Raw genomic sequence first — 26,348 nt, 5'->3', positions numbered from 1 at the left:
TTTAACTCCTGTATCAATGGGGAAAAATTCGCCTTGCGGCGCAAAAAAGGTTCGGGATGAATCAATGCGCATTCTCCAGCGGCTTTTTATCGACCGTGGCGACGCGCGCGCGCAGATGCGGGGTCAGTCGGTATTCCAGCCACATCACCAGCCGGGTAATGATCAGATTGATCAGCAGGTAAATCAGCCCCGCCACCAGGAAGACCTCCAGCGCCCGGTAGGTGTTGGAAATGATTTGCGCGGCGATGCCGGTAATGTCCATCAGGGTGATGATCGAGGCGAGGGAGGTGGATTGCACCATCGAAATCAGTTCGTTGCCGTAGGCCGGCAGCGCCTGGCGGATCGCCATTGGAAACAGAATGCGCCGTACCACCAGCAGGCGGCTCATGCCGCAGGCGCGCGCGGCCTCCAACGCGCCATGGGGCACCGAAAGCAAGCCGCCGCGCAGGATCTCGCTGCCGTAGGCGGCGGTACACAGCGACAGCGACAGCAGCGCGCAGCCATAAGGTTCGCGCAGGACGGGCCACAGCACGCTATTGCGCACCGCCTCAAACTGGCTCATGCCGTAATAAATTAAAAACAGCTGCACCAGCAGCGGCGTTCCCCGCAGGCAAAAAACATAAAACCGCGCCGGCGCGCTGAGCCAGATAAAGGGCGAGAGCCGGGCCAGCGCCAGCGGAAAAGCCAGGCAAAAGCCCATGGCCACCGAGTAAAAAGCCAATTTCAGCGTCAGCGGGATGCCGGGGATCAGCTGCAAAAAGGTCTCCCAAAGAAATGCCACGTCCATCAGCGTCTTACCCCGCGCGAGTAGTAGGTTTCAGCTTTACCTAGTGACCAGCCCGAACAGGCGGAAATCACCAGATACAGCAGCGCCGCGGCACAGTAGAAATCAAAGGGCTTGCCGGTGGAGCCGGCGCCGGTTTGCGCTTTGTTCATCAGTTCGGCCAGGCCGGTCACCGACACCAGCGCCGCGGCCTTGAGCACCAGTTGCCAGACGTTGCCCATGCCCGGCAGGGCGTGGCGCAGCAGCAGCGGGATAATAATGCGGCGCATGCGCACGGACGCGGTCATGCCCAATGACGTGGCCGCCTCCAGCTCGCCAGGCGCAATGGTCAGGAACGCGCCGCGAAAGACCTCGGTCTGCTGTGCGCCGGCGGCGATGCCTACCGCCAGCATGCCCGCCAGAAAGCCGGGGAAACTGATAAACTGCCCATCGCCGAACAGCCTGCCCAGCGATGTCAGCGCCTGGCTGCCGCCAAAATACAGCAGATAGATAATCAGCAGGTCCGGGATGCCGCGGATAACGGTGGTGTAGATATCGGCGACACAGCGCACCGGCCGGTTGCCGCTAATCTTTGCCCAGGCGAACAGCGCGCCGATAACGCCCGCCAGCAAAAAACCCGACACCGCCAGGGCTACCGTCATCAGCGCGCCGGACAACAGCATCGGCCCCCATCCCTCAGGGCCAAAACTCAGGGTCTGGAAAAAACCTAGCTCCGCCATGCTATCTCCTTAGCGTTTAATCGGCAGCCGGCCACCATGGCGTTCATCAGTGGCTGCCGGGAAAGGGAGGCATGACATCGTCGGGGATCGGATTGATAAACGGCGTACCGTTCAACTGACGCAGATGCTCTTGTTTCGCCGCCGCGATAAGCGCCGGCTGCTTTATGAGGCTGATGGCCGTGCTGGCCATGATTTTGGCCGCATGGGTCAGGCCTTTGTGGGCCAGTGTGGATTTGCCCTGCGCCACCAACTGCCACGAGTGCCCGGGGGTGCCGATGGTATAGGTGGCGCTTTGCGCCTGCACGGTCGGGACCACCCAACTGACCGAACCCACGTCGGTGGAGCCGATCATGGTGCTGGCCGGCCGATCCAGGGGCAGCACATAATCGCACAGCGTTTCCCCAGGCGCCATGGCCTTGCCCGCGCGGTGAAACGCGCTGTGGATTTCCTCGGCGGACATGGTTTGCTGAAACCGGGCCGCATAGGCGTAATCGGCCTCATCAAAGCCCGGTCCGCCGAGCAGCTCAAGGTGCGACTGCATCAGTTCTTCCAGCACCGGGTTCGCCACCAGATTGGCATCGCCGCTGAGGATATTGCGTTTCATGGTGGTTTCGGTCATCAGCGCCGCGCCCGCGGCCACTTTGTCGACCCGCGCCAGCAGTTCCAGCAGTTCGGGCAGGGTACGGGTACGCACCAGATAACGTACGGTCGCCTTCGCCTGCACCACGTTCGGCGAAAAGCCGCCTGAATCGGTAATGGCATAATGGATGCGCGCGCTGTTCGGCATATGTTCGCGCAGGTAGTTGACGCCCACGTTCATCAGCTCAACCGCGTCCAGGGCGCTGCGGCCCAGGTGGGGCGTGGCCGAGGCGTGGGAGGCGCGGCCGTGAAAATGGTAGTTGATTTCATTGCAGGCCAGGGAATTGGGCTCCTTGACGCAGTTAAACGCGCCGGGATGCCAGCAGATGGCGATATCCACGTCATCAAACAGGCCGGCGCGCACCATAAAACCCTTGCCCGCGCCGCCTTCCTCCGCCGGACATCCGTAAAAGCGCACCCGGCCGGCGATGCCCTCGGCGGCCAGGTAATCCTTGACCGCCGTCGCCGCCAGCAGCGCGGCGGAGCCCAGCATATTATGACCGCAGCCGTGGCCGTTGCCGCCTTCTTCCAGCGGCAGCGGCTGGGTGGCATCCGCCTGCTGGCTCAGGCCGGGCAGGGCATCGTATTCGCCGAGAATGGCAATGACCGGGCCGCCCGCGCCCGCTTCGCCCATCATGGCGGTCGGCAGGCCGGCGACCCCCTCGGTCACGCGAAATCCCTGCGCTTTCAGGATCTCCAGATGCGCCCGCGAGGATTTTATTTCGGTGTAGTTCACCTCGGGCGTGGCCCATATCCGATCGCTGAGATCGCAAAATATCGTCTTTTTCTCATCAATTAACGACCAGATCTGATGCAACAACGCGTTGTCGACGGTCCCTTTCTCTTCATTGATAGTGCGCAACGGCATGACAGCGATCCTTAAACGGCAGTGAATGAAGTTATCTATACATGTACAACTGCAAAGCAAGATCGAGGCCAGTTATGTTCGCCGCGCGCAGGGCGCCGCCGCTGCGCAAGCGGCCCGGGGTGGCATTAAGGGAAAGGGGGGTGTACTAAAATGAGGCAGGCGGGCGGGCGGTGCGCGATAAGGGTGCAACGGCGCGCGACAATGCGGGATAAGCGTGCAGCGCCGCGGATTCCGCCTTAACCGACATCCGCCGCATTCTGCGCCGGCGCTGATAAATGCTCGCGCTGCTCCGCCCAGGTCAGCAGCGCGTCAAGGGCGGGACACAGCGCCTGTCCCCATGCCGACAGGCGGTATTCCACCTTCGGGGGTACCTGGGGATAGACGTGGCGCAGCACGATGCCGTCGCCTTCCAGCTGACGCAACTGCTGGGCCAGCATTTTCTGCGATATGGTCGGGATCAGTTTCTCCAGATCGGAATAGCGTCGTACCTGTCCGCCGAACAAATGAAACAGGATCACCAGCTTCCAGCGGCCTTCCAGCAGCCGCAGTACGTTTTCCACGCCGACGGCGGCGGTCAGGGGCGTATAGGTGTGCTTTACCATTTGGTTAGTCACTTACTTTTTCGTGCGTTCTTGCGGTAAGGAAAGTATATGGCGATACTCGCGCTACGGCAACGTGATGTGCGGTCACGATGAAAACAGCTCGTTTCGTCGCGCAGGCACGCTTAATACACCGGAGAGCAACTTATGGATTTAGAACTGAAAGGCCAGCGCGTGCTGGTTACCGGCGGCACCAAGGGTATCGGCGCCGCCGTGGTCGCGCTGTTCCGCCAAAGCGGCGCTAACGTGATAACCACGGCGCGTACCCGCCCGCCGTCGCTGCCCGACGGGATGTTCGTCGCCGCCGACGTGACGACGCCCGCGGGCTGCGGCGCCGTCGCCGCCGCCGTTAACGACAGGCTGGGCGGGGTGGATATTATCGTTCATGTCCTGGGGGGCTCGACGGCCCCGGGCGGCGGCTTTGCCGCGCTGGGAGATGATGAATGGCATCAGGCGCTTGATCTCAATCTTTTCCCGGCGGTACGGCTCGATCGCGCCCTGCTGCCCGGTATGCTGGCCCAGGGCCGCGGGGTGATTATCCACGTCACGTCTATCCAGCGCCAGCTGCCGCTGCCCGAGTCCACCACCGCCTACGCGGCGGCGAAGGCGGCGCTGTCCACCTACAGCAAGAGTCTCTCGAAGGAAGTCAGCCCCCATGGCGTACGCGTGCTGCGGGTTTCCCCCGGCTGGGTCGAAACCGAGGCCGCGGTGGCGATGGCGCAAAGGCTCGCCGCACAGGCGGGAACCGATTATGACGGCGGTAAGCAGATTATCATGAAGTCGCTCGGCGGCATCCCGTTGGGCCGCCCGGCGCAGCCCGGGGAAGTGGCCGATCTGATCGCGTTCCTGGCTTCCGCGCGGGCGGCGTCGATTACCGGCGCGGAGTATGTTATCGACGGCGGGACGGTGCCCACCGCCTGATGACCATCGGGTACGCGGCGCCGGGCCATTTTGCTTATTTCGCGCTACAGTTATCACCATCAACCACGTTATAGCAGGCATGAGGTGATCATGTTCACACTGTATGGCGCGCCGGGCGCGGGATCGGCAATTGTTGAAATCATGTTCGCCCTGGCGGGCGAGCCTTATCAATGGGTAAATGTCGACGGCTATGATCGGCCGGGCGCGGCCCGGGATACCCTGGCCGCGCTCAATCCTTTATGCCAGGTGCCGACGCTGGTGCTGGACGACGGCGGCATCATGACCGAAAGCGCCGCCATCGCGCTGCTGCTGCTCGATAGCCACCCCCATCTGGCGCCGGCGGCCGGCACCGCGGATCGCCGGCAATTCTACCGGTTGCTTGTTTGGCTGGTGGCGAATGTCTATCCCACCTTTACCTATGGCGATTATCCGGAACGCTGGGCGCCAGGGCAGCCCGGCGAACTGGTCGCCAGCACCGACCGCTACCGCGAGCGCCTCTACCTGTGGCTGGAAACGCAGCTGGGGGCGGGGCCGTATTTATTCGGTGACGTTGTAACATTAATTGACGCTTACTGGCCGGTGCTTGTCCATTGGGGGCCGAGGAAACCCTGGTTTAAACAGCATGCGCCGCGGCTGTTCGCCATGGCCGAACACGTAGGCCGGTTACCCGAATTACAACCCATCCTGAAAGCCAATACCCTGGTGTAAGCAGGGCCGGCGCCGGCTGTTCAGCCTGTCGCGCCGGCGGCGCGGCGCTTAATGGCCGCCCGGTAAATCGGCCGTCATCAAAAATTCATCTTAACCCTGAATAATGACCCGACACGCTCAACATGTCGTTGACAGGCATCCAGCACGAGAATGCGAGACAGGGGATTAGTATGAGTGATAATAGCGCTGCCCGATCCAGCCTTTCCTTTGACAGCGGCAAACCCAAAATTTACCAGAAAAACAGCCGATCGTCCGTGGTGTTATTCGTCTTGCTGCTGGTGCTGGGCATCGCCTTTGCCGGCGTCAATCTGTTTAACGATGTTTCCGATGCCGGCGCCACTTATACCAGCTATGTGCCGTTCTTATTGCTGGGGCTGGCGCTGTTAATCGCCCTGGGCTTCGAGTTCGTCAATGGCTTCCATGACACGGCCAACGCCGTGGCAACCGTGATTTATACCCATTCGCTCTCGCCCATGGTCGCCGTGATCTGGTCCGGGTGTTTCAACTTCCTCGGGGTGTTGCTGTCCAGCGGCGTGGTCGCCTTCGGCATCATTTCCTTGCTGCCGGTGGAATTAATCCTGCAGGCGGGAACCGGCAGCGGCTTCGCCATGGTCTATGCCCTGTTGTTCTCGGCCATTATCTGGAATCTCGGCACCTGGTGGCTGGGCCTGCCGGCGTCCTCGTCCCATACGCTGATTGGCTCAATTATCGGGGTGGGGGTCGCCAATGCGCTGATCCATGGCCGTACCGGGACCAGCGGCGTGGATTGGTCGCAGGCCATAAATATCGGCTATTCCCTGCTCTTATCGCCGGTCATCGGTTTTGTCTTTGCCGCGCTGCTGCTGCTGGTAATGAAAGTGCTGGTTAAAAATCGCGCGCTGTATACCGCGCCGCAGGGGAATTCGCCGCCGCCGTTATGGATACGCGGCCTGCTGATTTTAACCTGCACCGGGGTGTCGTTTGCCCACGGCTCCAACGACGGCCAGAAAGGGATGGGGCTGATTATGCTGATCCTGGTCGGCACCGTGCCGATTGCCTACGCGTTAAACCGCTCGATGCCGCCGGAACAAATACCGCGCGTAGCCGCGCTGGCGACGGCCACGCAGCACGAACTGCTGCGCCAATTCCCCGCCGGCGGCCCCCAACCGGCGGCCCGCGCCGTCCTGACCGGCTATGCCCGCACCAACACCCTGACGCCGGCCGTCATTCCCGCGCTCGCCGGCCTGGCCGGGGCCATTGGCGCCGAACTGAAACAATATGGTTCGGTAAACGAGATACCGGCCCGGTCGGTATCCAATACCCGTAACGATATGTACCTGGCTTCGGAAACCATTAAGCGCCTGAAATCGGAAAAACAGCTCAATCTATCCCCTGGCTCCCGACAAAACCTGGACGCCTTAAAACACGAGCTGGACGGCGCAACGCGTTATATCCCGTTCTGGGTCAAGGTGGTGGTGGCCATTGCCCTGGGTCTGGGCACCCTGGTGGGATGGCGGCGTATCGTCGTCACGGTGGGAGAAAAAATCGGCAAGACGCACCTTACTTACGCCCAGGGCGCCAGCGCCGAACTGGTGGCCATGACCACCATCGGCGCGGCGGATGCCTTCGGGCTGCCGGTGTCCACCACGCATGTTCTGTCATCCGGGGTCGCCGGGACCATGGCGGCCAACAAATCCGGCCTGCAGATGGGCACCCTGCGCAACCTGCTGATGGCCTGGGTATTGACCCTGCCGGCGTCAATCCTGCTTTCGGCCGGGCTGTACTGGATTTTTAATCACTTCTGAGGCGCCTTGCCGCCGGGAAAACACCCACCGTAATTATCCTCTCGCCCCGGTTGCCGAAAACACCTCGCTGCCGGGGCCATCCTGTCCGCCCCGCTGATGCGTATATTTTGTACACGCGCGCATAAGCGCTTATATTATTCCTGACATGCCCCTTATTACCCCTAACCGGGGGTCGGCCGGCTGACAAAGGATATATGGGCTCTCTAAAACTACTCAGTATTGGGTTTCTCTGCGTGTTATTACTGTCTTTCGGGCAGAGTCTGGCCAAGGCAGCGCTGGCGGGCGACGTTTTTTCCGGCGGCGATTGGCGGACGGCACGGCGCGATTCCACCGGGATGGCGCCGGATCCGGTACAGCTGCGCGACACCGCCATCGTGCAAATCTATGCCGCGCCCACTTTTGGCTGGCGTGGACTCGTGGCCGTCCATCCCTGGATTATTTTTAAGCCGGCGGGAGCCAGTCAATACAGCCGCTACGAGGTCATCGGCTGGGGCGGCATTGACGCGGTGCGCCGTAATTACACCCTTCCCGACGGATACTGGTTTGGCGCGCGTCCGACGCTGCTGGTGGATCATCGCGGCGCCCATGCCGAGGCCATGATCCCGCGTATTGAAGCGGCGATCAAACGCTATCCCTATGGCCGCACCTACCGCAGCTGGCCCGGCCCAAACAGCAACACCTTCCTGGCCCATATCGGCCGGGAAGTGCCGGAGCTCAAGCTGGACCTGCCGGCCAATGCCATCGGCAAGGATTTCCGTTCCTTGACTCATCCTGTCGGGTTGCCTCCTTCCGGCAAAGGCCTGCAGGTATCGTTGCTGGGCGTGCTGGGCTTTACCCTGGGCGTGGAAGAGGGCGTCGAAGTCAATATCCTGGGATTAAACCTGGGGGTGGATATTCTGACGCCGGCGCTGCGGCTGCCGTTTATCGGCCGGCTTGGCCTGGGCAAACAGGAAAAGGATGACAGCTGACAACGGCAAGGGCCGATGCGGGCGTGCCGGATGGCACCGAGGGGTCGGGCAGGGTGACCATGATATGAATGGCGATCCGATCGCTGACCATGGGAATAAAGCGCGTCATGGCAAAGGCCGACCGCGCAATGGCGGTGTCGGCATAAAAGGTCAAATGGCGTTCGCCGGACCGGGGGTCGTTAAGGGAGACCAATTTTGCCGCCAGGATAACCGGGTGGCTAATGGTCTTGATTTGCAAGGTGCCGAACACCTTATACTGGTCTTTGCCATCCGCCACCACGCGGCTGCTGGTAAACGTCGCGTTGGGGTAGCGGGCCTGATCGAAAAATAGCGGACTTTTAAGCTCAGCGGACAGTATCCCGTTATGGGCATCAATATTGCCCACGGGGATAGTCACTTCCACCCGGGCATTGCCGTCCTGCCGGGGATTAAGGTCCAGCCGTCCGGTTATGCCGGTAATATCCGCATGGGAATTGCCCGCGCCCAGGACTTTCCACGATAAGACCACGGCGGTGGGTACGGTATTGATGTCGTAGTGCAGCGGGGCCGCCGCGGCGGCGGCGCAGACTAACAATAACGGTAATAGCGATAGAAAGCGCGGCATGGGTAAATCCTCAACGAGGGCAACTGGGGAGTTAACACCTCAGGCGGCGCTTTTATTCATTTTACCCACCCAACGCCGTCCCGCCCTGGCGTTCAGGCCGCCGCGGCCAGGGGAACGGCGCCCTGGCGTGGTTAATTTTTCGCCAAATACAGCGTTTTTTTACCTTTAATCAAGCTTGCGCCCGCTTTTTATCTGCATAGTGTCGTCTGTAAAAATCATTTAAGGATACGGAATAAAGCATGAAAGTATTAACGTTGGGAGAAATGATGTTGCGATTGAAGCCGGTCGGCAACAATCGCATTATGCAATCAGATGTTCTGGAAGCAACCTATGGCGGCGCCGAGGCCAACGTGGCCGTGTCCTTAGCCTTGTTAGGCGACGAGGTGGCCTACTTAACCAAATTACCGGCTAATTTGCTGGGGGAAACCGCGCTGTCGACATTGCGCAAATACGGTGTCGATACCACGAAAGTCCTGCGCGGCGGCAATCGTTTAGGCATTTATTTCCTGGAAAAAGGCGCCAGCGTGCGGTCCACCAATGTGGTCTATGACCGGGCGGGCAGTGCTTTCGCCGAGGTCACACAGGCGGAATTCGACTGGGACGCGATTTTCAGCGATATCGATTATTTTTATTTTTCCGGCATCACCCCGGCCATTTCAGCCGAATTAGAGCGGATTGTCACCGCCGCCTGTGAGTATTGCCAGGCCCATGATATCCCGGTTATTTGCGATATGAATTACCGCGGTAAAATGTGGTCGCCTGAAAAAGCCCAGCGCGTCATGTCGACGCTGATGCCCTATGTCGCGATTTGCATCGCCAATGATGAAGATTTCGCCGCAACGCTCGGGATTGATGCTTTTGACGGCGATATGTCGCGTGGCATCGATCAAAAAGAGTCCTTCAAAGAGGGCATGCTGGCGGTAACGCAAAAATACCCGGACTGTAAAATCGTGGCCAGCGTCTTGCGCAACATTCATTCCGTGGAAGACAGTCAATGGATGGGCCTGTTGCTGAAAGACGGCGCGTTTTACGAGTCCACCGCCTATAAGATGCATGTCATGGAAGGCGTCGCGGCGGGCGATGCGTTTGGAGCCGGCTTAATGCATAGCCTGCTGCATAACTTCGCCGCCCAGGAATGGATTGATTTTGCGATTGCCGCCAGCGTCTTAAAACTGACCGTCAGCGGCGATTTAAATCTGGTGCACGAATCTGAAATCCGCGCGGTAATGAAAAAAGGCGGCGGGGCGAGCCTCAATCGCTAACCGACGGTCTGGCTTGATTCACCCTCTCCTTGACCTTCTCCTGCGGGGGACGGCGGGGAGAGGGCGAAAATCAGTACGCCGCCACTTTATCCAGCACCCGCACCAACTGGGTGACGAAGCCGTACTCATTATCGTACCAGGCGACGGTTTTCACCAACTGCACATCGCCCGCCTCGCTGATTTCCGTTTGGGTCGCGTCGAATACCGAGCCGAAGTGGGTGCCGACGATATCGGAAGACACAATCTCCTCGTCGGTATAACCGAAAGATTCATTCCCCTCGGCCGCTTTTTTCATGGCGTCATTGACTTGCTCGACGGTGACTTTTTTCTCCAGCACCGAAACCAGTTCCGTAACCGAGCCGGTAATGGTCGGCACCCGCTGGGCATGGCCTTTCAGTTTGCCCTTTAATTCCGGGATCACCAGGCCAATCGCCTTCGCCGCCCCGGTGGTATGCGGGATAATATTTTGCGCCGCCGCGCGCGAGGCGCGCAGGTCTTTTCCGCGCGGGCCGTCGACCAACGACTGGGTGCCGGTATACGCGTGGATGGTGGTCATGGTGCCCACTTTGATGCCGAAACTGTCGCTCAGGACTTTAGCCATCGGCGCCAGGCAGTTGGTGGTGCAGGACGCGACGGAAAGAATCCGGTCTTCCGGCGTGATGGTGTCGCAATTGACATTAAAAACAATGGTTTTCATATCTCCGGCCGGCGCGGAAATCAGTACTTTTTTCGCTCCCGCGTCCAGGTGGGCCTGCGACTTTTCGGCGGAGGCATAAAACCCGGTGGATTCCACCACGATTTCCACGCCAAGGGTGCCCCAAGGGATATTCTTGGCGTCTTTTTCGGCATACACGATGATTTTTTTATCGTTAACGATAATCGCGTCGTCGGTATAATCCACCGTACCGTCAAACTGGCGATAGCTGGAATCATGCTTTAACAGATAGGCCAGGACCTTAGGCGAGGTAAGATCGTTGATGGCGACGATCTCTACCTCGCTGCGGGTTTCCAGGATGCGCCGCAACACCAAACGTCCAATACGGCCAAAACCATTAATACCAATCTTTTTCATCTCATAATCCTCATATAAATATGTCGGCTATCTAGCAAAAGATCAAAACTGGCACCTGCCTCCTGTGGAGTCAAGATGGATAAATTCTGAAAGCCAGGCCGTTATCCGGCGGCGCTGCGGATCCTGCGCACGGCCCGCCGCCGGTCGCCGGACGGCGGGTTTATGCTGTGGCGGCTGCTTGAGACGGCATCCCCGTTGCCTTCAGGCCAGGGCGGGGTAATCGGTATACCCGATGCCGCCTTCGGCATAAATCGTCTGCGGGTTAAGCGGATTAAGGGCGGCGTTCTGCTTAAAGCGCCGCACCAAGTCGGGATTGGCGATATACAGGCCGCCAAACGCCGCCGCATCGGCCCCGCCCTGGCTTATCAACGCTTCGGCGGACGCTTTGGTTAAGCCTTCATTGGCAATCCAGGCGCCGGAAAAAGTTTTCCTTAAGTCCGGTCCGAAACGGTCCGGAAAAGTCAATGACTCACGGGCGAAGATAAACGCCAGCCGCCGTTTATTCAGTTCCTCGACCACATAGCTGAACATGGCTTTGGGATTGGAATCATGCATTGAGTAAGAGCTGGACATTAAATTAAGATGCACGCCAAACCGTTCCGCCGGCCAGACCGACAATAAGGCATCGACGGTTTCCAACAGAAAACGCGCCCGGTTGGCGATGGTGCCGCCGTATTGATCGGTGCGTTTATTCGAACCGTCATGCAGGAACTGATCAAACAGATAACCGTTTGCCGCATGGATTTCAATGCCGTCAAAGCCGGCGCGCCGGGCATTTTCGGCCCCACGGCGGAAATCCGCCACGATGCCGGCTATTTCTGCGGTTTCCAGTGCGCGGGGGACCTCGTAGGGTTTTTGCGGCCGCAGCACGGAAACATGGCCTTCCGGCGCGATGGCGCTTGGCGCCACCGGCAATTCTCCGTTCAGATACACCGGATCGGATATCCGTCCCACATGCCATAATTGAATGACAATTTTGCCCCCGGCCTGGTGCACCGCGTCGGTCACCTCGCGCCAGGCGGCCACCTGTTTTTCCGACCAGATTCCCGGCGTATTGGGATAACCCACGCCCTGGGGCGATACCGACGTGGCTTCAGTCAGGATAAGACCGGCGCTGGCGCGCTGGACATAGTACTCTTTGGTGATGGCGCCGGGGCTGCGTTCGTCGACGGCGCGCATGCGGGTAAGCGGGGCCATGACGATACGATTGCTCAGTTCAATGGCGCCGATATTAATGGGGTCATACAAGGTTGGCATAGGTATTCCTGTCGCTATATCAGTCATTTATTGGTTTCATTCTAAACCCTAAATGATGAGCAGGGTGTTACTGCATGTGCGGTACGCCATCCCCATTCGGCCGGACAATTACCCGTCATCGCGGGCATAAAACCATAAGCAGATTTCTCCTAGTTCACAGGCCGGCGCATTCATCTCAATATCGATTTCTGTTATATTGGCGATCTAGATCACAAAAAGCACTAAAGGATGATACCGCGCTATGATCAACCGTTTCACCCTCGCCGCCATTGCGGCTGCTTTTGCGCTGACCGGCTGCGTAAAACACTCATTTGACGAACCCGCGGCCGACAAACCTGCGGCAGACTTTACCACTGGCCCGACGCTTGTCACCGTGACGCATGTGCCCGCCCGCACCGCGGATGGCGCGACCATCTATGTTACCGTCGACGGCAGCGATGCCGGCGCTCTGGCCACTGGCGAAAGCGTAGCCCTGCATGTACCGCCGGGCAAGCATCAGATCGGCGGTTACGCCCGGTCGCTGGTTGGCCATGTCACCATTCCGCCGGTGCAGATCACCACCACGACCACCAGTGCGAAACACATCGCTTATACCGTAGTAAAGAGCAAACCGGTGTTTACCGAATTGAAAGACGACCCGGTCCCGCAGACGGCGGCGGCGCAGGCTAGCGCAACGCCACAGACGGCAGCGACGCCGCAGGCAGCGGAAACATCGCAGGCTACCGCGACGCCGCAGACGACAGCGACGCCGCAGACAACGGAAACATCGCAGGCAACCGCGACGCCGCAGACGACAGCGACGCCGCAAACAACGGAAACATCGCAGGCTAGCGCAACGCCACAGACGGCAGCGACGCCGCAGGCAGCGGAAACATCGCAGGCTACCGCGACGCCGCAGACGACAGCGACGCCGCAGACAACGGAAACATCGCAGGCAACCGCGACGCCGCAGACGACAGCGACGCCGCAAACAACGGAAACATCGCAGGCTAGCGCGACGCCACAGACGGCAGCGACGCCGCAGGCAGCGGAAACATCGCAGGCTACCGCAACGCCACAGACGACAGCGACGCCGCAAACAACGGAAACATCGCAGGCTAGCGCAACACCGCAGACGACAGCAACGCCGCAAACAACGGAAACATCGCAGGCAACCGCGACGCCGCAGACGACAACAACGCCGCAAACAACGGAAACATCGCAGGCTGCCGCGACGCCGCAGACGTCCGAGACATCACAGCAATAACGCAATGCCGGCGGCACCGGCCCCGGGTTATCGCCTCAATTCAGGTTACGATAAACGAGGGCCGGCGCTGGAGAAGGCGGCGTGATAGCGATGGCGTTGACTCACCAGGGGACGGTTCTTCCCAGATAGTCCAGATAATGTAATCCCGTGCGCCCGGCACAGGCCTCAATGGTGTTAAGCAGGGCCGGGATGCTTTCTTCGATAGTCAGCCGCGCTTCCGGCCCCCCCATATCCGTGCGCACCCATCCCGGCGCCATCAGCAAAAACGTTCTGGGATCGCCCTCGTGGCGCGCAGCAAAGCTGCGCATAAACATATTCAGCGCCGCTTTGCTGCCCCGGTACACATCGTAATGACCATTGGTGTTATTGGCGAGGCTACCCTGGCCGGAAGACATGACGCCGAGGGTGCCCGTCGGCGGAACAAGGTCCTCAAACGCCTCGATAACCCGCATCGGGCTCAGCGCGTTCGTTACCATCACGCGAATAAACTCATCGGTCGACACGTCCGCTATCGTTTCCCGATCGCTATTTTTGACGCCGGCATTGACAAAAAGCAGGTCAATGCGCCGATCGCTGAGCCGCTCATGTAACGCATCGATCTGCTGGGGCAGCGTAATATCCACGGTCTCTACTTCAAGTGAATCAGGAAAGCGTTCAGCAAGATGGAAAAGACGGTCAGCAGACGAGGCTCGCCCGGTGGCTATTACTCTACAGCCGCGTTTCAGCGACTCTTCCGCCATCGCAAAGCCCAGGCCGCGGGAGGCGCCGATAATAAGGACCGTCTTTTGGGAAGGTGGTGTTGGCATGCTTTATTTCCTCTGCGTGTGCGCTGTCTGGCGATAAGCTATCCATCAATGCAGCTATTGACGTTGGATGCAGTCACTATATCCCTGCGCAATACAGGGCGGAAGACGCAGCATTTGCACTGATAACATGCATCCAACGCCTTCCCTCATTTTTCCGGCCGGGATACAATGCTTCATGACTGAACCCGACCTCAATTTACTTATTGCGCTGGATGCGCTGCTGGCCGAGACCAGTGTGGCCGGCGCCGCGCGCCGGCTTGGATTAAGCGCCTCGGCCATGAGCCGCACGCTTGGCCGCCTGCGCGCGGTCACCGGCGATCCTTTACTGGTCAGGGCAGGGCGCGGCATGGTATTGACGCCCTATGCCGGGGAAATACGGGCGCGTACGCAACGAACGGTAGCGGAGGCGCGCGCCGTACTGCGGCCTGCGGCGTCGGAACTGAATTTAGCCACGCTTGACCGCACCTTTACCCTGCGCGCCAACGATGGTTTTGTCGAGGCGTTTGGCGCATTGCTTATCGCCGCGGCGGCGACGGCGCCCCACGTGCGGCTGCGTTTTGCGCCCAAGCCGGAAAAGAGTCCACGCTATTTGCGGGAAGGACTGGCCGATCTTGAGATAGGCGTAGCCGAGGCCATGGGCCCGGAAATACGGTTGCAGACGTTATTCAGGGACCGGTTCGTGGGCGTGGTGAGAAAAAACCACCCGCTGGCGCTGGAGCCTAAGGTCACCGCCAGCCTGTATGCGTCTTTCGGGCACGTGGTCGCCTCCCGCCGGGGGCGGATTGCCGGACCGGTAGACGAAGCGCTGGCCGAATTAGGCCTAACGCGCAAGATCGCGGCCGCGGTGCCGAGCTTTCCCGCCGCGCTGGCCGTGGCCCAGGCGTCCGACCTCGTGGCGCTGCTACCCGCGTCATTTCTCATCAATCAACCGGTTATCACTATCATGGGCGAGCAGGGCTCGCTCTGTCTTTTTGAGCTTCCTGTAAAAACCCCGGGCATTACGGTATCGCAGATGTGGCATCCGCGTTCAGAGGTCGATCCGGCCCATCGCTGGCTAAGGCAAATGGTGCTGAGGGTCTGTCGCCAGCAGTTGCCGGAGTGACACCGCGCGGCACGGCAATCAATCCCTTTACGTTGGGTAACCTTACTTGGCATGGCCGCCGTAACCCCAAACCCTTGGCGCCCGCGATTTCCTAACCGACTGTACTGTTTTATTTCAATGCCATCTGTATGTATAAATGAAGTTGTTTTACAGGTACTTTAATTTAATGGGTAAATGGTGCAAATTGCATAATCAGCTTAAATATCATTAATATTGAAGGAACCGGGGATGTCTGTAAAAGATACGCTGTTGGCACTGTTGGTGGTCATAATCTGGGGCGTTAATTTTGTCATTATCAAAGTCGGCCTGCACGGAATGCCGCCTTTCCTGTTGGGTGGCCTGCGGTTTCTGCTGGTGGCCATTCCGGCCATTTTTTTTATCCCCGCGCCTAAAATCCCCCTGAAATGGCTGGCGCTCTATGCGTTGACCATCAGTTTCCTGCAGTTCGCCTTCCTGTTTTGCGCCATTAATATCGGCATGCCCACCGGCATTGCTTCGCTTATCCTTCAGTCACAGGTATTTTTCACCATCATCCTGGGGACGATTTTCCTGGGGGAAAAAATCAAGGCCATGCAAATCCTGGGTACGCTCATTGCCGCGGCGGGCATGGCGGTGCTGGTGGAAGGCGGCATGAGCAACGCGTTGTCCGCCATTCCTCCGCTCGGTATGTTATTGACGCTGACCGCCGGCCTGTGCTGGGCGCTGGGCAATATCACCAATAAAAACATCATGACCGCCGCGCCCAACACGCCGATTCTGTCGCTGGTTGTCTGGAGCGCCTTGATTCCCGTTATTCCTTTTTTAGTATGCTCGTGGATCTTCGAAGGCCGGCAGACCATAGTCGACAGTCTCGTGGATATTACGGCGCCCACGATATTTTCACTGATTTATCTGGCCTTTATTTCCACTATTATCGGCTATGGATTGTGGGGCGCGCTGCTCTCCCGCTATGAAACCTGGCGCGTCACCCCTTTCGCGCTGCTGGTGCCGGTGGTGGGATTAACCAGCGCCGCCCTGATATTGGGGGAGTTGCTCAATATCCTGCAAATCATCGGCGTTGCCGTTATTATGCTGGGCCTGTTGATCAATGTTTTCGGTTCCCGCCTGATAAACCGATGGCTGGCGCCCCAGGTCTAAGGGCGCCTTACCCTTATTAACGCGCCCACAGCCGGCGTCGCGCCATAACCGCTGCCTGTCGCAGCGGCACATCACTTCCTGCATAATCGTCTATGATTGTTCTACGTGAAACTCGCATCACCGGCATAAGACGGGGCGGTATCGTCCATTGCTTACTTCCGGGTTAAACGAGGCAATTGAATGAAATCCAAATCATTTACTAAAAGCTGGGGCGCCGAATACGTCGCCGCCGGCGTCGTTCGCTTTCGTCTCTGGGCGACCGGACAGGACAAGGTGACGCTCAGGCTTTCCGGCGAAGACAGGGCGATGAACCCGAGCGGCGACGGCTGGTTTGAGCTGGTGGTCACCGGGGTTTCTCCCGGCGCGGAGTATCATTATATCCTTGCCGACGGCACGGCCGTGCCGGACCCCGCCTCCCGCGCCCAGAAGGCGGATGTCGACGGTCCTTCCCTCGTCATCGACCCGGCGCGTTACCGCTGGCGGAATACGCAATGGCGCGGCCGCCCGTGGGAAGAATCGGTCGTCTACGAGATGCATATCGGCACGTTCACGCCGGAAGGGACGTTCCAGGCCGCGATCGATAAGCTGCCTTACCTGGTCGAAACCGGCATCACCATGATCGAGGTCATGCCCGTCGCGCAATTCGGCGGCAGCCGCGGCTGGGGCTATGACGGCGTGCTGCTCTACGCGCCGCATTCCGTCTATGGCGCGCCGGAGGATTTCAAGGCCTTTATCGATGCCGCCCATGGCCATGGTCTCTCGGTGGTGCTGGATATCGTCCTTAATCATTTCGGGCCACAGGGCAATTATCTGCCGCTATTGGCGCCGGATTTTTTCCACAAGGAGCGCAAGACGCCCTGGGGCGCCGGCATCGCCTATGACGTTGCCGCGGCCCGCCGTTATATCGTGGAAGCGCCGCTCTACTGGCTGGAGGAATTTCACCTTGACGGCCTTCGCTTCGACGCCATAGACCAGATCGAGGACAGTTCCGCCAAGCACGTGCTGATCGAGATAGCCGAGCGTATCCGCGCCGGCATTACCGACCGGCCGATCCATTTGACGACCGAGGACAGTCGCAACGTCATTTTCCTGCATCCGCGCGGGGAGGACGGCTCCGTACCGCTCTTCACCGGCGAGTGGAACGACGACTTCCACAATGCCGTCCACGTCTTCGCCACCGGCGAGACGCATGCGTACTACCAGGACTTTGCCAGGGAGCCGGAAAAGCTGGTCGCCCGCGTTTTGGCGGAAGGTTTCGCTTATCAGGGCGAGGTCTCTGCGCAGACCGGCAAGCCGCGCGGCGTGAAAAGCACGGGACAGCCGCCGGCGGCCTTCGTCGATTTCATCCAGAACCACGACCAGGTGGGCAACCGCGCCCAGGGCGAAAGGCTGATTGCGCTGGCCGGCGCCGACCGTACCCGGGTTCTGCTCGCCGCGCTGCTTTTCTCGCCGCATATCCCGCTGCTTTTTATGGGCGAGGAATATGGCGAGATGAATCCCTTTTTGTTCTTCACCGATTTTCATGGCTCCCTCGCCAGGGCCGTGCGCGAGGGCCGCGCGCGTGAGTTCGCGGGCCATGCCGGCCACGAGGGCGAAAGCGTGCCCGATCCGAACGCGCAGACCACCTTCGACATGTCGAAACTTGACTGGAAAAAGCGCGATAGCGGGGCGGGCAAAAGCTGGCTGGCGCTGACCAAAGAATTATTGGCGCTGCGCCAGAAACAGGTGGTGCCGTTGCTCAGCACCGCCCGCGGCGATGCCGGCCACGTGGTGCAGACCGCGCCGGGTTTCCTTGCCGTCACCTGGACCTACCCGAAAGGCACGCTGTCCATCGCGCTCAATATCGGCAAAACACCCCAGCCGCTTCCCGACCAGCCGGGCGAGACGATATTCGCCTGGCCGAAAGCGGCAAATGACCTGCCGCAAAACGCCATTATTGTCCGTGTTGCCCCGGGAGACGCAAAGTGAAGATTCCAACCGCTACCTACCGTATTCAGTTCCGCAACGGCATGACCTTCGACCGCGCCGCCGGCCTGGTGCCTTATCTTAAGCGGCTCGGCATCAGTCATCTCTATGCCTCGCCGGTCTTTACCGCCACGTCCGGCTCGACCCACGGCTATGACGTCACCGACGCCAACGAGATCGATCCTTCGATCGGCGGCCGGGCAGGTTTCGATCGCATGGTAAAGACATTGCAGGGCGCGGGGCTTGGCCTGATCCTTGATATCGTGCCGAACCACATGGCCGCTTCGCTGGAAAATCCGTGGTGGCGCGATGTGGTAGAGAAGGGCAAAAACAGCCGCTACGCCCGGCATTTCGACATCGACTGGTCCGAGCGCCTGACCTTGCCCTTCCTCGGCGATACGTTCGAACGCGCCCTGGAAAACGACGAGATTGCCGTAAAGCCCGACCCGAAAACCGGCAGGCCCGCTTTCGCCTATTACGACACCTTCTACCCGCTTGCCGCCGAAACCTGGCAGGGCCGCGAGGCCGAGGTGCTGAATCTCACTGACAAGGCGGCGATTGCCCGGCTCCACGGGCGCCAGCCCTATCGGCTGATGTCCTGGCGCGATGCGCCGCGCGACCTGTCCTACCGGCGTTTTTTCGAGATAACCGGCCTCGTGGGCGTCCGGGTTGAGGACAGGGCCGTGTTTGACGATACGCACCGGCTCATCCTCGAGCTGGTCAAAACCGGCGCGGTCGACGGGCTGCGGGTGGATCATGTGGACGGGCTTGCCGATCCGAAAGCCTATCTTGAGCGCCTGCGGCAGGAAGCCGGGCCGGACTGCTATATAACGGTGGAAAAAATTCTCGGCAAGGGCGAGCAGATCCCGCCGGACTGGCCGATTTCCGGCACCACTGGTTACGAATTCATCGCCGCGCTCTCCGATGTGTTGGTGGACGATGAGAAGATAGACCTGTTGCGGCAGGCCTATGACGATGTCGTGGGCAGGCCTGTGGATATGAAAGCCGAACTGCGGGCGGCCAAGCTGCTGATGGTGGACAGGAATTTCGCGGGTGAATTTACCACGCTCCTCAAGCTGGTGATGGCGATCGCCGGGATGGAAAGGGTGGCGCTGGATGAAAACGCCGCCCGATCGGCTCTGCGCGAGCTGTTGGTCGCCTTCCCGGTCTACCGCACCTATGGCACGGCGCAAGGGCTGCCACCGGCGGGCGATGAGATGCTGCGCAAGGTGACTGGAAAGGTGAAAGCCAGCGTGAACGCTCCCGACCCCGGGGCGCTCGATTTCCTGACCCGCCTGCTCGCGGGCGAGGTCTCGGATATCGCTTCCGGCGAAGCCGCCACTTTCCGCACCCGCTTCCAACAGTTGACGGGCCCGCTGATGGCGAAATCGGTGGAGGACACGCTATTCTTCCGGCAGAACATGGAGCTGGCCCTGAACGAAGTGGGCGCCGAACCGATGCCGCGCGCCTTCTCGCTCGACCGCTTCCACGCGGAAATGCAAACGCGGCTCGAACGGCAGCCGGATGCGCTGTCAGGCACCTCGACCCATGATACCAAACGCGGCGAGGATGCCCGCGCACGGCTATATACGCTCACCGAGGCGCCGGAGCGCTGGGCGGAATGCGTTGCCCGCTGGCGCCGGATGAACCAGGCCAGCGTCGCCGTGCTTGACGACGGCGCGGCGCCAAAACCGGCGGTCGAATGGATGATCTTCCAGGCGCTGGCCGGTGTCTGGCCGGTGACGCTCGACCCGCAAGACGGGAAGGGCCTGCAGGCGCTCGAAGAGCGGTTTCTGGCCTTTGTGGAGAAGGCGCTGCGGGAAGCAAAACTGCGCACTGACTGGAATGACAGCAACGACGCCTATGAAAAAGCCGTGCTCGACTATGTCCGCCATCTGCTCTCGCCGGCCAACCAAACATTTTTACAGGATTTCACCGGCGCGCTGCAGCCCTTTATCCGCGCCGGCCTGGTCAATAGCCTTACCCAGACGGTCATCAAGCTGACGGCGCCGGGCGTGCCGGATATCTACCAGGGTAGCGAAGCGCTGAATTTCAGCCTCGTCGATCCCGACAACCGGCGAGAACCGGATTTTGCCGCCCTTGAACGTCTGCTTGCCGGGAGCGAAAAACCTGTCGTCGCCACGGAGGAGGGCTGGCTTAGCGGCCAATTGAAGCAGCATATCATCGCCAGGATCCTGCCTTTGCGCCGGCAGAAGACGGCGCTGTTTCGCCGCGGCGACTATTTGCCGCTTACCGCCACCGGCAAACAGGCAGAAAACGTCATTGCCTTCGCCCGGGCGGAAAGCGACGATGCGCTGATCGTTATCGCGCCTCGCCTTGTCTTCGGTATGCTGTACGACAATCCGGCTCAACTGCATCAGCAACGCTTGACCCAGGGGGAAATAGCTTTGCCCGGGCGGCTCGCCAATAGCCGCTACCGCGATATTCTCAGCGGAAAAGAGATCTTCCTGACCGATAGGATAGACTTGGAATCCGTTGACTGCCGTTCGGCGGTGATATTGTTAAAAATTTGATTTTATAGATATAACATCGTGGCACGCCAAGCATGATCCAGGCGCTCACGCAGGCACTGCGCCAGTTGGTCTACCGTTTTCACGCCGGTCGCCGCGTCGACCGTTAGGTTCTCCAGCGTATCAACGGTCAGTCAGCGCCTGGACAGTATGTGCGTGACGTTGCATGAGGGCGTCGAATTCGGCATCCAGTTTGGCATTTTGATAAGCGTCGAATTCTGCTTTGCTGATCAGTATGGCGGCACTGCCGTCCCGGCGGGTGATTTCAACGGGTTCGCCCTTTAACGCAGTATCCAGTACGGTGGAAATTTTGGCCCTGGCCTGGGTCGAGGTATAGGTTTGCATGGATTGTTCTCTTAAAATGTACATGTCTGGCGTACATTCAAACTGTACATGTTTTCATGGGTAAACGCGTAGGGGTATTATAGGCGTAGTGATGTGAAAGGGCTGGTTACGAACGTAGCGCGCGTATATCGTTGAGACTCATCCCTCTTATTTAACATAATATACATTATGCGCACCAAGATGACTTCATGTGGATGCTGGATTTCGCCTTGCCTCATCAGGCTAATGCGTATTTGCCGGCATCCCGTCTTACTATGGATGTCCGCTCTCAATATCCACTCCAATCGATTTCACCATCTCAGCAATATTCTGCGGGTAAACGGCTTCGTTCATTGCGCTCAATTCTTCGGCATGCCACCAGTAGCGCCCGCTGATAACACTCTTTTCGTTACTGCTCCAATTCACAATGCTTATGTCATGGTCAGTAACGCGCACCAGATAAAACTTTTCCTGGGCCGCAACCATTTCACCGCTCGGTAACTTCATTACAAAATTTCTTTCTGCCACACACCGGCCAACGTCGCTGCGTATGATACCGGTTTCTTCCCATAATTCCCTGACGGCTGCTTGCTCATATGTCTCACCTTGTTCAACGCCACCGCCTGGCGTTGCCCAGTATGAGGTTCCTGCCAGCGCATCCGTGCGGTGCATAAACCTAAACAGTAAAATGCGTCCGCAAGGATCGATAATCAACAATCTGGATGCTGGCCGTGATGTCATCTTTTCTCCTGCATGCCGTGCTCATAAAAGCCGTAATTTTGATCGCGCTACGTGAAATCTGAGAAACCCTGGCTACGGTTATACAGCAAATATAGCGCAGCGACAGGGTTCGACAAATGACCCAGGACGCCGCAACAGCAGTTCACGCACGCTTTTATTCCCTGTATCTCAGGCCGGACAAATCGACGGCCCCGCAGCCCGCAGCCCGGAGCTTGGGCTGCCATGGCCATATCATTGGCCATCATTTAACATAATGTTGAGGTCTGATCGCGTTTGTCGCTTTACCGCCAGGCAGTTTGCACATTAAATGAGGTTTTTACTGAGACGGAGCCAACTTTCCTTTACAATGGTAGTCCTTTCCCTTTTCAGGCCGACATTTATGCTCATTCCCAAGCTGACGCAGCAAGACATGACGGAAAGCGAACAACGCCAACTTAAGACCCTGCTCGACCAGGCTAAAAAAGCCAAAGGACTACCTCTCTCCAACTCAGAAACCAACCATGTCAAGGATGATTACATCGCCCAGCTGATGGCTGAACGTGAGATCATTGCCAAACAGGTTCGGGTAGTGAAACGTCAGAAGAAGCTAAAGCCTGACATTTCAGCCACTTATGAATGGACTGCCAATATGCATTCGCGTGGTAAACGTTAACGTCGTGTTTAAGGTCTAAATCAATCACTCAGGGCGAGGACCTTCCCCGCCCCTGGCACTGCTTTACTCCTGTAAACCACGATTAACCAGCATGGGCGTTATATCGGGTTCCTTGCCACGCCAATCCTTATACACCTTGGCCAGGTCCTGGCTATTGCCTTTTGACAGCACCTCATCACGAAAACGCTGCCCGTTGCGCGCCGTTAAACCCCCCTGCTCCGTAAAGCCCGCAAAAGCGTCATCCGCCAACATTTGCGTCCACAAATAAGCATAATAGCCGGCCGCATAACCGCCGCCCCAGATATGCTGGAAATAACTGGAGCGATAACGCGGCGGGACATAAGGCAGGTTGACGTTGAACTCAGCCAGGGCGGCGGCTTCAAACTCGGCTACCTGTTGCTCCGGCAAGCCGGCGCTCAACGTATGCCAGCGCATGTCCAGGAGCGCGGCCGCCAGCAGTTCGGTCATTTCATACCCTTTATTGAAACGCGACGCCTTTTCAATTTTTGCCAGCAACTCGTCGGGCATTGGCGCGCCGGTCTGATAATGCCTGGCATAATTAGCGAAGACCCGGGGTTCATCGGCCCAGTGTTCATTGAATTGGGAGGGGAATTCGACAAAGTCCCGCGGCGTCGACGTACCGGAAAGACCCGGATATTCCTGGCTGGCAAACAGGCCGTGCAGGGTATGGCCAAATTCGTGAAACAAGGTGACGACGTCATCCCAGGATAACAGGGCGGGTTGCCCCTCGGCGGGCTTGGCGAAATTGGCCACATTATAGATAACCGGCCGGGTACCCAGAAGCAGGGATTGGTCGACAAAATTGCCCATCCACGCCCCGCCGCCCTTATTGTCGCGCTGAAAATAATCCGTATAAAACAGCGCCATGGACGCCCCGTCCTGGTCGAAGACTTCATATACCCGGACATCGGGATGGTAAACCGGAAGATCGGCGCGCGCCTTGAGGTCAATACCGTACAGCAGACGGGCGGCGTAAAATACGCCCTGTTCCAGCACCCGGTCCAGCTCAAAATAAGGTCTGATCTGCGCGTCGTTAAGGTCATATTTCATTTTGCGCACGCGATCGGCGTAAAACTGCCAATCCCAGGCCGCCAGGGTAAATTTATCCTGGCCGCTGTCGATCAGCGCCTGGATATCGGCGGCTTCCCGCCCGGCCCGCGCCGTGGCGGCGGGCACTATGCGCGTCATAAACTCCAGCGCCGCGGCCGGCGTCTTCGCCATCTGATCCTGCAGCGCCCAGGTGGCATAGTCGGGAAAACCCAGCAGGCCGGCCTGCTCGGCGCGCACCTGCGCCAGCCGGAGAAGAATGGCCCGCGTGTCGTTGCCGTCGCTCTTTTCCGCCCGTGAAATGGAGGCGCTGAACAGCGCCTGGCGGGTGGCGCGCCGTTCCAGGGTTTGCAACTGCGGTTGCTGGGTGGTGTTTTGCAGCGCCAGGAGCCAGCGTTCGCCAAGATTGAGCTCATTCGCCGCCTGCCGCGCCGCCGCAATCTCCTGCGCCGACAGCCCGGCGAGTTGGCTGATATCGTCAACCAGCAATGCGCCCTGTTTGGTGGCATCCAACAGCCGATGGGAAAACTGCGTGCCTAAGGTCGCCGCTTCCTGATTGAGTGTGGAAAGCTGTTGTTTTTGCGCCGCGGATAATTGCGCCCCGGCCAGGACAAAGCGCTGATAAGTGACGTCGATAAGCCGGCGCGATTCGGCGGAAATCGCCAGAGAATCCCGCTGGTCGTACACTGTTTTCAGGCGGCTGAACAGCCTGGCGTTGAATTTTATCGCATCGTTCATCGCGGCCAGTTTTGGCGATTGTTCCTCATCGATGCGCTGGAGCGTATCGCTGGTATTCGCGGAGGTCATGGCGCCGAATACGCTTATGACCCGCTTTAATAACGCGCCGGAGCGCTCCAGCGCGGCATAGGTATTATCGAAGGTCGGCTCGTCGCGCCGGGAGGCAATATCATCAATCTCCGCGAGATAGGCGCGCATGCCCTCCTCGATTGCCGGTGAATAGTCGCTTTCCCGGATCAGGTTGAAGGGGGGCGCCTGAAAAGGCAGCTGGCTGGGCTGGTAAAACGGATTTTGCTGCTGAAGGTGATTGTCGCGCATGATCTGCTCCTGCCGAATCGGTCGGTAAACCCTGATCCCATGCTAGCACGCCCCAGGTGAAAAGACAGTCTTGCCCCCGCCCTGAAGAATATGGGCAAAAAAAAATGCGCCGAAGCGCATTTCAGACTGCTGACAATCCTAGCCATCATGCCCGCAAGCACGAATTTGTCATCAAACTGATTTAGGCCAGTAGGCATCAACAGCCGTTACAGGGAGGCCATATCGATGACGAAACGATAACGCACATCGCTTTTTACCACCCGCTCATAAGCATCATTGATTTGCTGGATATTAATCTTTTCAATATCGGAAACGATATTGTGCTCGCCGCAAAAATCAAGCATCTCCTGGGTTTCCTTAATCGAACCGATGCCGGAACCCGCGAGACTGCGGCGACCGCCGATCAGGGCCGCGGCGTGCAGCGGCACCTTCTTTTCCGGCAGGCCGACCAGGACCATGGTGCCGTCGATTTTTAACAGCGACAGATAGGCGCCCCAGTCGATTTCCGTTCCGACGGTGCAGATTATCAGATCAAAGGTGCTTTTTAACTTCTCGAAGGTGGCCGGATCCTGCGTGGCGTAATAATGTTCGGCGCCCAGACGCAGCCCGTCCTCTTTCTTAGACAGGGTCTGGCTGAGCACGGTCATTTCCGCGCCCATGGCTTTGCCCAGCTTCACACCCATATGGCCTAAGCCGCCAAGACCGATAATAGCCACTTTTTTACCCGGCCCGGCCTGCCAGTGACGCAATGGCGAGTAGAGGGTAATGCCGGCGCAGAGCAAGGGGGCCGCCGCGTCCAAGGGTAAATTATCGGGAACCGACAGCACATAACCCTGCTTGACCACGATATGGTCGGAATAGCCGCCCATGGTTGGCGTTTTGCCGTCGCGCTCCACGCTGTTATAGGTTAATACCAACCCTTCCTTGTATTGCTCTAAATCCACATCGCGCTCGGCGCAATGGGTGCAGGAATCCACAAAGCAACCGACGCCGACCCGATCGCCTACGTTAAACTTTGTCACGCCGTCGCCTGCGGCGACCACCTCACCCACAATTTCATGGCCGGGCACCATGGGGAATATAGCCCCGCCCCACTCGTCCCTGGCCTGGTGAATATCCGAATGGCAAACGCCGCAGTAGGCGATTTTGATCACGACATCATCGGGGCCGGGGGCGCGTCGCTCAAAAGAGTAAGGCGTAAGAGGCGCCTTGGCGCTGAGCGCGGCATAACCTTTAGCTTTAGACATATGACAAACTCCGGGTTGCTTGATAAAGGAGATGGCGCAGGTTCGCCATGCATCCACTGTTGCCCTATTCTGCCAGCAATCATCCCGGATAAGGTAGACGATTATTCTTGCGTTATTGCCTGATCCTGCAATCAGGGCCATAAATCGCATTGAAAAGTAAACGCGCACAAAATAATTACTGTTTGGCTTATTATTGCTTTGGTTAATATGTCAATTGTTAATCAAAAAGGTTAAAAAACAACGGCCGCCGTAATGAAGGTAAAACCTTCCCTAAACAATAGTTTATTT

General features: G+C 58.7%; 23 protein-coding genes. 11 read left to right on the top strand and 12 right to left on the bottom strand.

Annotated features, from left to right (window positions below; all coding sequences use genetic code 11):
• Positions 1 to 61: 61 nt before the first annotated feature.
• From ABUK12_RS04200 to ABUK12_RS04185, 4 genes are all read right to left on the bottom strand, one after another.
• Positions 62 to 787 (bottom strand): ABC transporter permease, encoded by a 726-nt coding sequence (locus ABUK12_RS04200; RefSeq protein WP_410015101.1) that lies wholly within the window; start codon positions 785 to 787, stop codon positions 62 to 64.
• Positions 787 to 1,503, bottom strand: coding sequence for an ABC transporter permease (locus tag ABUK12_RS04195; RefSeq protein WP_410015100.1), 717 nt, complete (start codon positions 1,501 to 1,503; stop codon positions 787 to 789). Before ABUK12_RS04195 ends, ABUK12_RS04200 begins: the two co-directional genes overlap by 1 nt.
• A gap of 46 nt (positions 1,504 to 1,549) precedes the next feature.
• The gene (locus tag ABUK12_RS04190; protein WP_410015099.1) at positions 1,550 to 3,010 is read right to left on the bottom strand and encodes a M20 family metallopeptidase; all 1,461 of its coding nucleotides are present in this window, start codon (positions 3,008 to 3,010) and stop codon (positions 1,550 to 1,552) included.
• 236 nt (positions 3,011 to 3,246) lie between these two features.
• Positions 3,247 to 3,612 (bottom strand): winged helix-turn-helix transcriptional regulator, encoded by a 366-nt coding sequence (locus ABUK12_RS04185; protein WP_410016548.1) that lies wholly within the window; start codon positions 3,610 to 3,612, stop codon positions 3,247 to 3,249.
• A gap of 144 nt (positions 3,613 to 3,756) precedes the next feature.
• Between ABUK12_RS04185 and ABUK12_RS04180 the strand changes: the two genes are divergently transcribed.
• The 4 genes from ABUK12_RS04180 to ABUK12_RS04165 all read left to right on the top strand — a co-directional run bounded on the left by ABUK12_RS04180 (position 3,757) and on the right by ABUK12_RS04165 (position 7,990).
• Positions 3,757 to 4,530 (top strand): SDR family oxidoreductase, encoded by a 774-nt coding sequence (locus ABUK12_RS04180; RefSeq protein ID WP_410015098.1) that lies wholly within the window; start codon positions 3,757 to 3,759, stop codon positions 4,528 to 4,530.
• 90 nt (positions 4,531 to 4,620) lie between these two features.
• The gene (locus ABUK12_RS04175) at positions 4,621 to 5,238 is read left to right on the top strand and encodes a glutathione S-transferase family protein (protein WP_410015097.1); all 618 of its coding nucleotides are present in this window, start codon (positions 4,621 to 4,623) and stop codon (positions 5,236 to 5,238) included.
• A gap of 170 nt (positions 5,239 to 5,408) precedes the next feature.
• A complete protein-coding gene (locus ABUK12_RS04170; RefSeq protein ID WP_410015096.1) occupies positions 5,409 to 7,022 on the top strand; it encodes an inorganic phosphate transporter in 1,614 nt (537 codons plus the stop codon).
• Positions 7,023 to 7,216: 194 nt separating this feature from the next.
• The gene (locus ABUK12_RS04165; protein WP_410015095.1) at positions 7,217 to 7,990 is read left to right on the top strand and encodes a DUF3750 domain-containing protein; all 774 of its coding nucleotides are present in this window, start codon (positions 7,217 to 7,219) and stop codon (positions 7,988 to 7,990) included.
• On the opposite strand, the gene ABUK12_RS04160 is transcribed toward ABUK12_RS04165, so the two are convergent.
• Entirely contained in the window at positions 7,944 to 8,594 is a 651-nt protein-coding gene (locus ABUK12_RS04160; RefSeq protein ID WP_410015094.1) for a YceI family protein, read from the bottom strand. The two genes, ABUK12_RS04165 and ABUK12_RS04160, sit on opposite strands and share 47 nt — an antisense overlap.
• Positions 8,595 to 8,833: 239 nt before the next feature.
• On the opposite strand from ABUK12_RS04160, the gene ABUK12_RS04155 reads away from it, so the two are divergent.
• Complete coding sequence (locus tag ABUK12_RS04155; protein WP_410015093.1) at positions 8,834 to 9,856, top strand: PfkB family carbohydrate kinase; 1,023 nt, start codon at positions 8,834 to 8,836, stop codon at positions 9,854 to 9,856.
• Positions 9,857 to 9,926: 70 nt separating this feature from the next.
• On the opposite strand, the gene gap is transcribed toward ABUK12_RS04155, so the two are convergent.
• The gene (gene gap / locus ABUK12_RS04150) at positions 9,927 to 10,928 is read right to left on the bottom strand and encodes a type I glyceraldehyde-3-phosphate dehydrogenase (protein ID WP_410015092.1); all 1,002 of its coding nucleotides are present in this window, start codon (positions 10,926 to 10,928) and stop codon (positions 9,927 to 9,929) included.
• A 201-nt stretch (positions 10,929 to 11,129) separates the two neighbouring features.
• A complete protein-coding gene (locus ABUK12_RS04145; RefSeq protein WP_410015091.1) occupies positions 11,130 to 12,185 on the bottom strand; it encodes an alkene reductase in 1,056 nt (351 codons plus the stop codon).
• Between the two features lie 241 nt (positions 12,186 to 12,426).
• On the opposite strand from ABUK12_RS04145, the gene ABUK12_RS04140 reads away from it, so the two are divergent.
• On the top strand, positions 12,427 to 13,431 hold the full coding sequence (locus ABUK12_RS04140) for a hypothetical protein (protein ID WP_410015090.1): 1,005 nt from the start codon (positions 12,427 to 12,429) through the stop codon (positions 13,429 to 13,431).
• A gap of 101 nt (positions 13,432 to 13,532) precedes the next feature.
• On the opposite strand, the gene ABUK12_RS04135 is transcribed toward ABUK12_RS04140, so the two are convergent.
• On the bottom strand, positions 13,533 to 14,237 hold the full coding sequence (locus ABUK12_RS04135; protein ID WP_410015089.1) for an SDR family NAD(P)-dependent oxidoreductase: 705 nt from the start codon (positions 14,235 to 14,237) through the stop codon (positions 13,533 to 13,535).
• Between the two features lie 175 nt (positions 14,238 to 14,412).
• On the opposite strand from ABUK12_RS04135, the gene ABUK12_RS04130 reads away from it, so the two are divergent.
• The 4 genes from ABUK12_RS04130 to treY all read left to right on the top strand — a co-directional run bounded on the left by ABUK12_RS04130 (position 14,413) and on the right by treY (position 20,975).
• The gene (locus ABUK12_RS04130) at positions 14,413 to 15,339 is read left to right on the top strand and encodes a LysR family transcriptional regulator (RefSeq protein ID WP_410015088.1); all 927 of its coding nucleotides are present in this window, start codon (positions 14,413 to 14,415) and stop codon (positions 15,337 to 15,339) included.
• 228 nt (positions 15,340 to 15,567) lie between these two features.
• Positions 15,568 to 16,476: an EamA family transporter gene (locus tag ABUK12_RS04125; protein ID WP_410015087.1), complete on the top strand. Its 909-nt coding sequence runs from the start codon at positions 15,568 to 15,570 to the stop codon at positions 16,474 to 16,476.
• Between the two features lie 180 nt (positions 16,477 to 16,656).
• The gene (gene treZ / locus ABUK12_RS04120; RefSeq protein WP_410015086.1) at positions 16,657 to 18,444 is read left to right on the top strand and encodes a malto-oligosyltrehalose trehalohydrolase; all 1,788 of its coding nucleotides are present in this window, start codon (positions 16,657 to 16,659) and stop codon (positions 18,442 to 18,444) included.
• Positions 18,441 to 20,975 carry a malto-oligosyltrehalose synthase gene (gene treY, locus ABUK12_RS04115; RefSeq protein ID WP_410015085.1) on the top strand — a complete coding sequence of 845 codons (2,535 nt, stop codon included), beginning with the start codon at positions 18,441 to 18,443 and terminating at the stop codon, positions 20,973 to 20,975. The genes treZ and treY overlap by 4 nt, the downstream gene beginning before the upstream one ends.
• A gap of 120 nt (positions 20,976 to 21,095) precedes the next feature.
• Here the strand turns inward: treY and ABUK12_RS04110 are convergent, their stop codons facing one another.
• Positions 21,096 to 21,317 (bottom strand): type II toxin-antitoxin system Phd/YefM family antitoxin, encoded by a 222-nt coding sequence (locus ABUK12_RS04110; protein ID WP_410015084.1) that lies wholly within the window; start codon positions 21,315 to 21,317, stop codon positions 21,096 to 21,098.
• A gap of 252 nt (positions 21,318 to 21,569) precedes the next feature.
• A complete protein-coding gene (locus tag ABUK12_RS04105) occupies positions 21,570 to 22,037 on the bottom strand; it encodes an NUDIX hydrolase (protein ID WP_410015083.1) in 468 nt (155 codons plus the stop codon).
• Between the two features lie 379 nt (positions 22,038 to 22,416).
• Here ABUK12_RS04105 and ABUK12_RS04100 point away from each other — a divergent pair, with 379 nt between their 5' ends.
• Positions 22,417 to 22,689 (top strand): DUF3811 domain-containing protein, encoded by a 273-nt coding sequence (locus ABUK12_RS04100; RefSeq protein ID WP_410015082.1) that lies wholly within the window; start codon positions 22,417 to 22,419, stop codon positions 22,687 to 22,689.
• A 63-nt stretch (positions 22,690 to 22,752) separates the two neighbouring features.
• On the opposite strand, the gene dcp is transcribed toward ABUK12_RS04100, so the two are convergent.
• Both dcp and ABUK12_RS04090 read right to left on the bottom strand, forming a co-directional pair.
• Entirely contained in the window at positions 22,753 to 24,813 is a 2,061-nt protein-coding gene (dcp, locus tag ABUK12_RS04095) for a peptidyl-dipeptidase Dcp (RefSeq protein ID WP_410015081.1), read from the bottom strand.
• A gap of 206 nt (positions 24,814 to 25,019) precedes the next feature.
• On the bottom strand, positions 25,020 to 26,060 hold the full coding sequence (locus ABUK12_RS04090; protein ID WP_410015080.1) for an NAD(P)-dependent alcohol dehydrogenase: 1,041 nt from the start codon (positions 26,058 to 26,060) through the stop codon (positions 25,020 to 25,022).
• Between the last annotated feature and the right edge of the window lie 288 nt (positions 26,061 to 26,348).

The sequence above is a fragment of the Sodalis sp. C49 genome, assembly GCF_046352915.1.
In the GTDB taxonomy this organism is placed as follows: domain Bacteria; phylum Pseudomonadota; class Gammaproteobacteria; order Enterobacterales; family Enterobacteriaceae; genus Acerihabitans.
The sequence above is the reverse complement of the archived record's forward strand: the minus strand, read 5'-3'. Positions and strand labels throughout refer to the sequence as shown.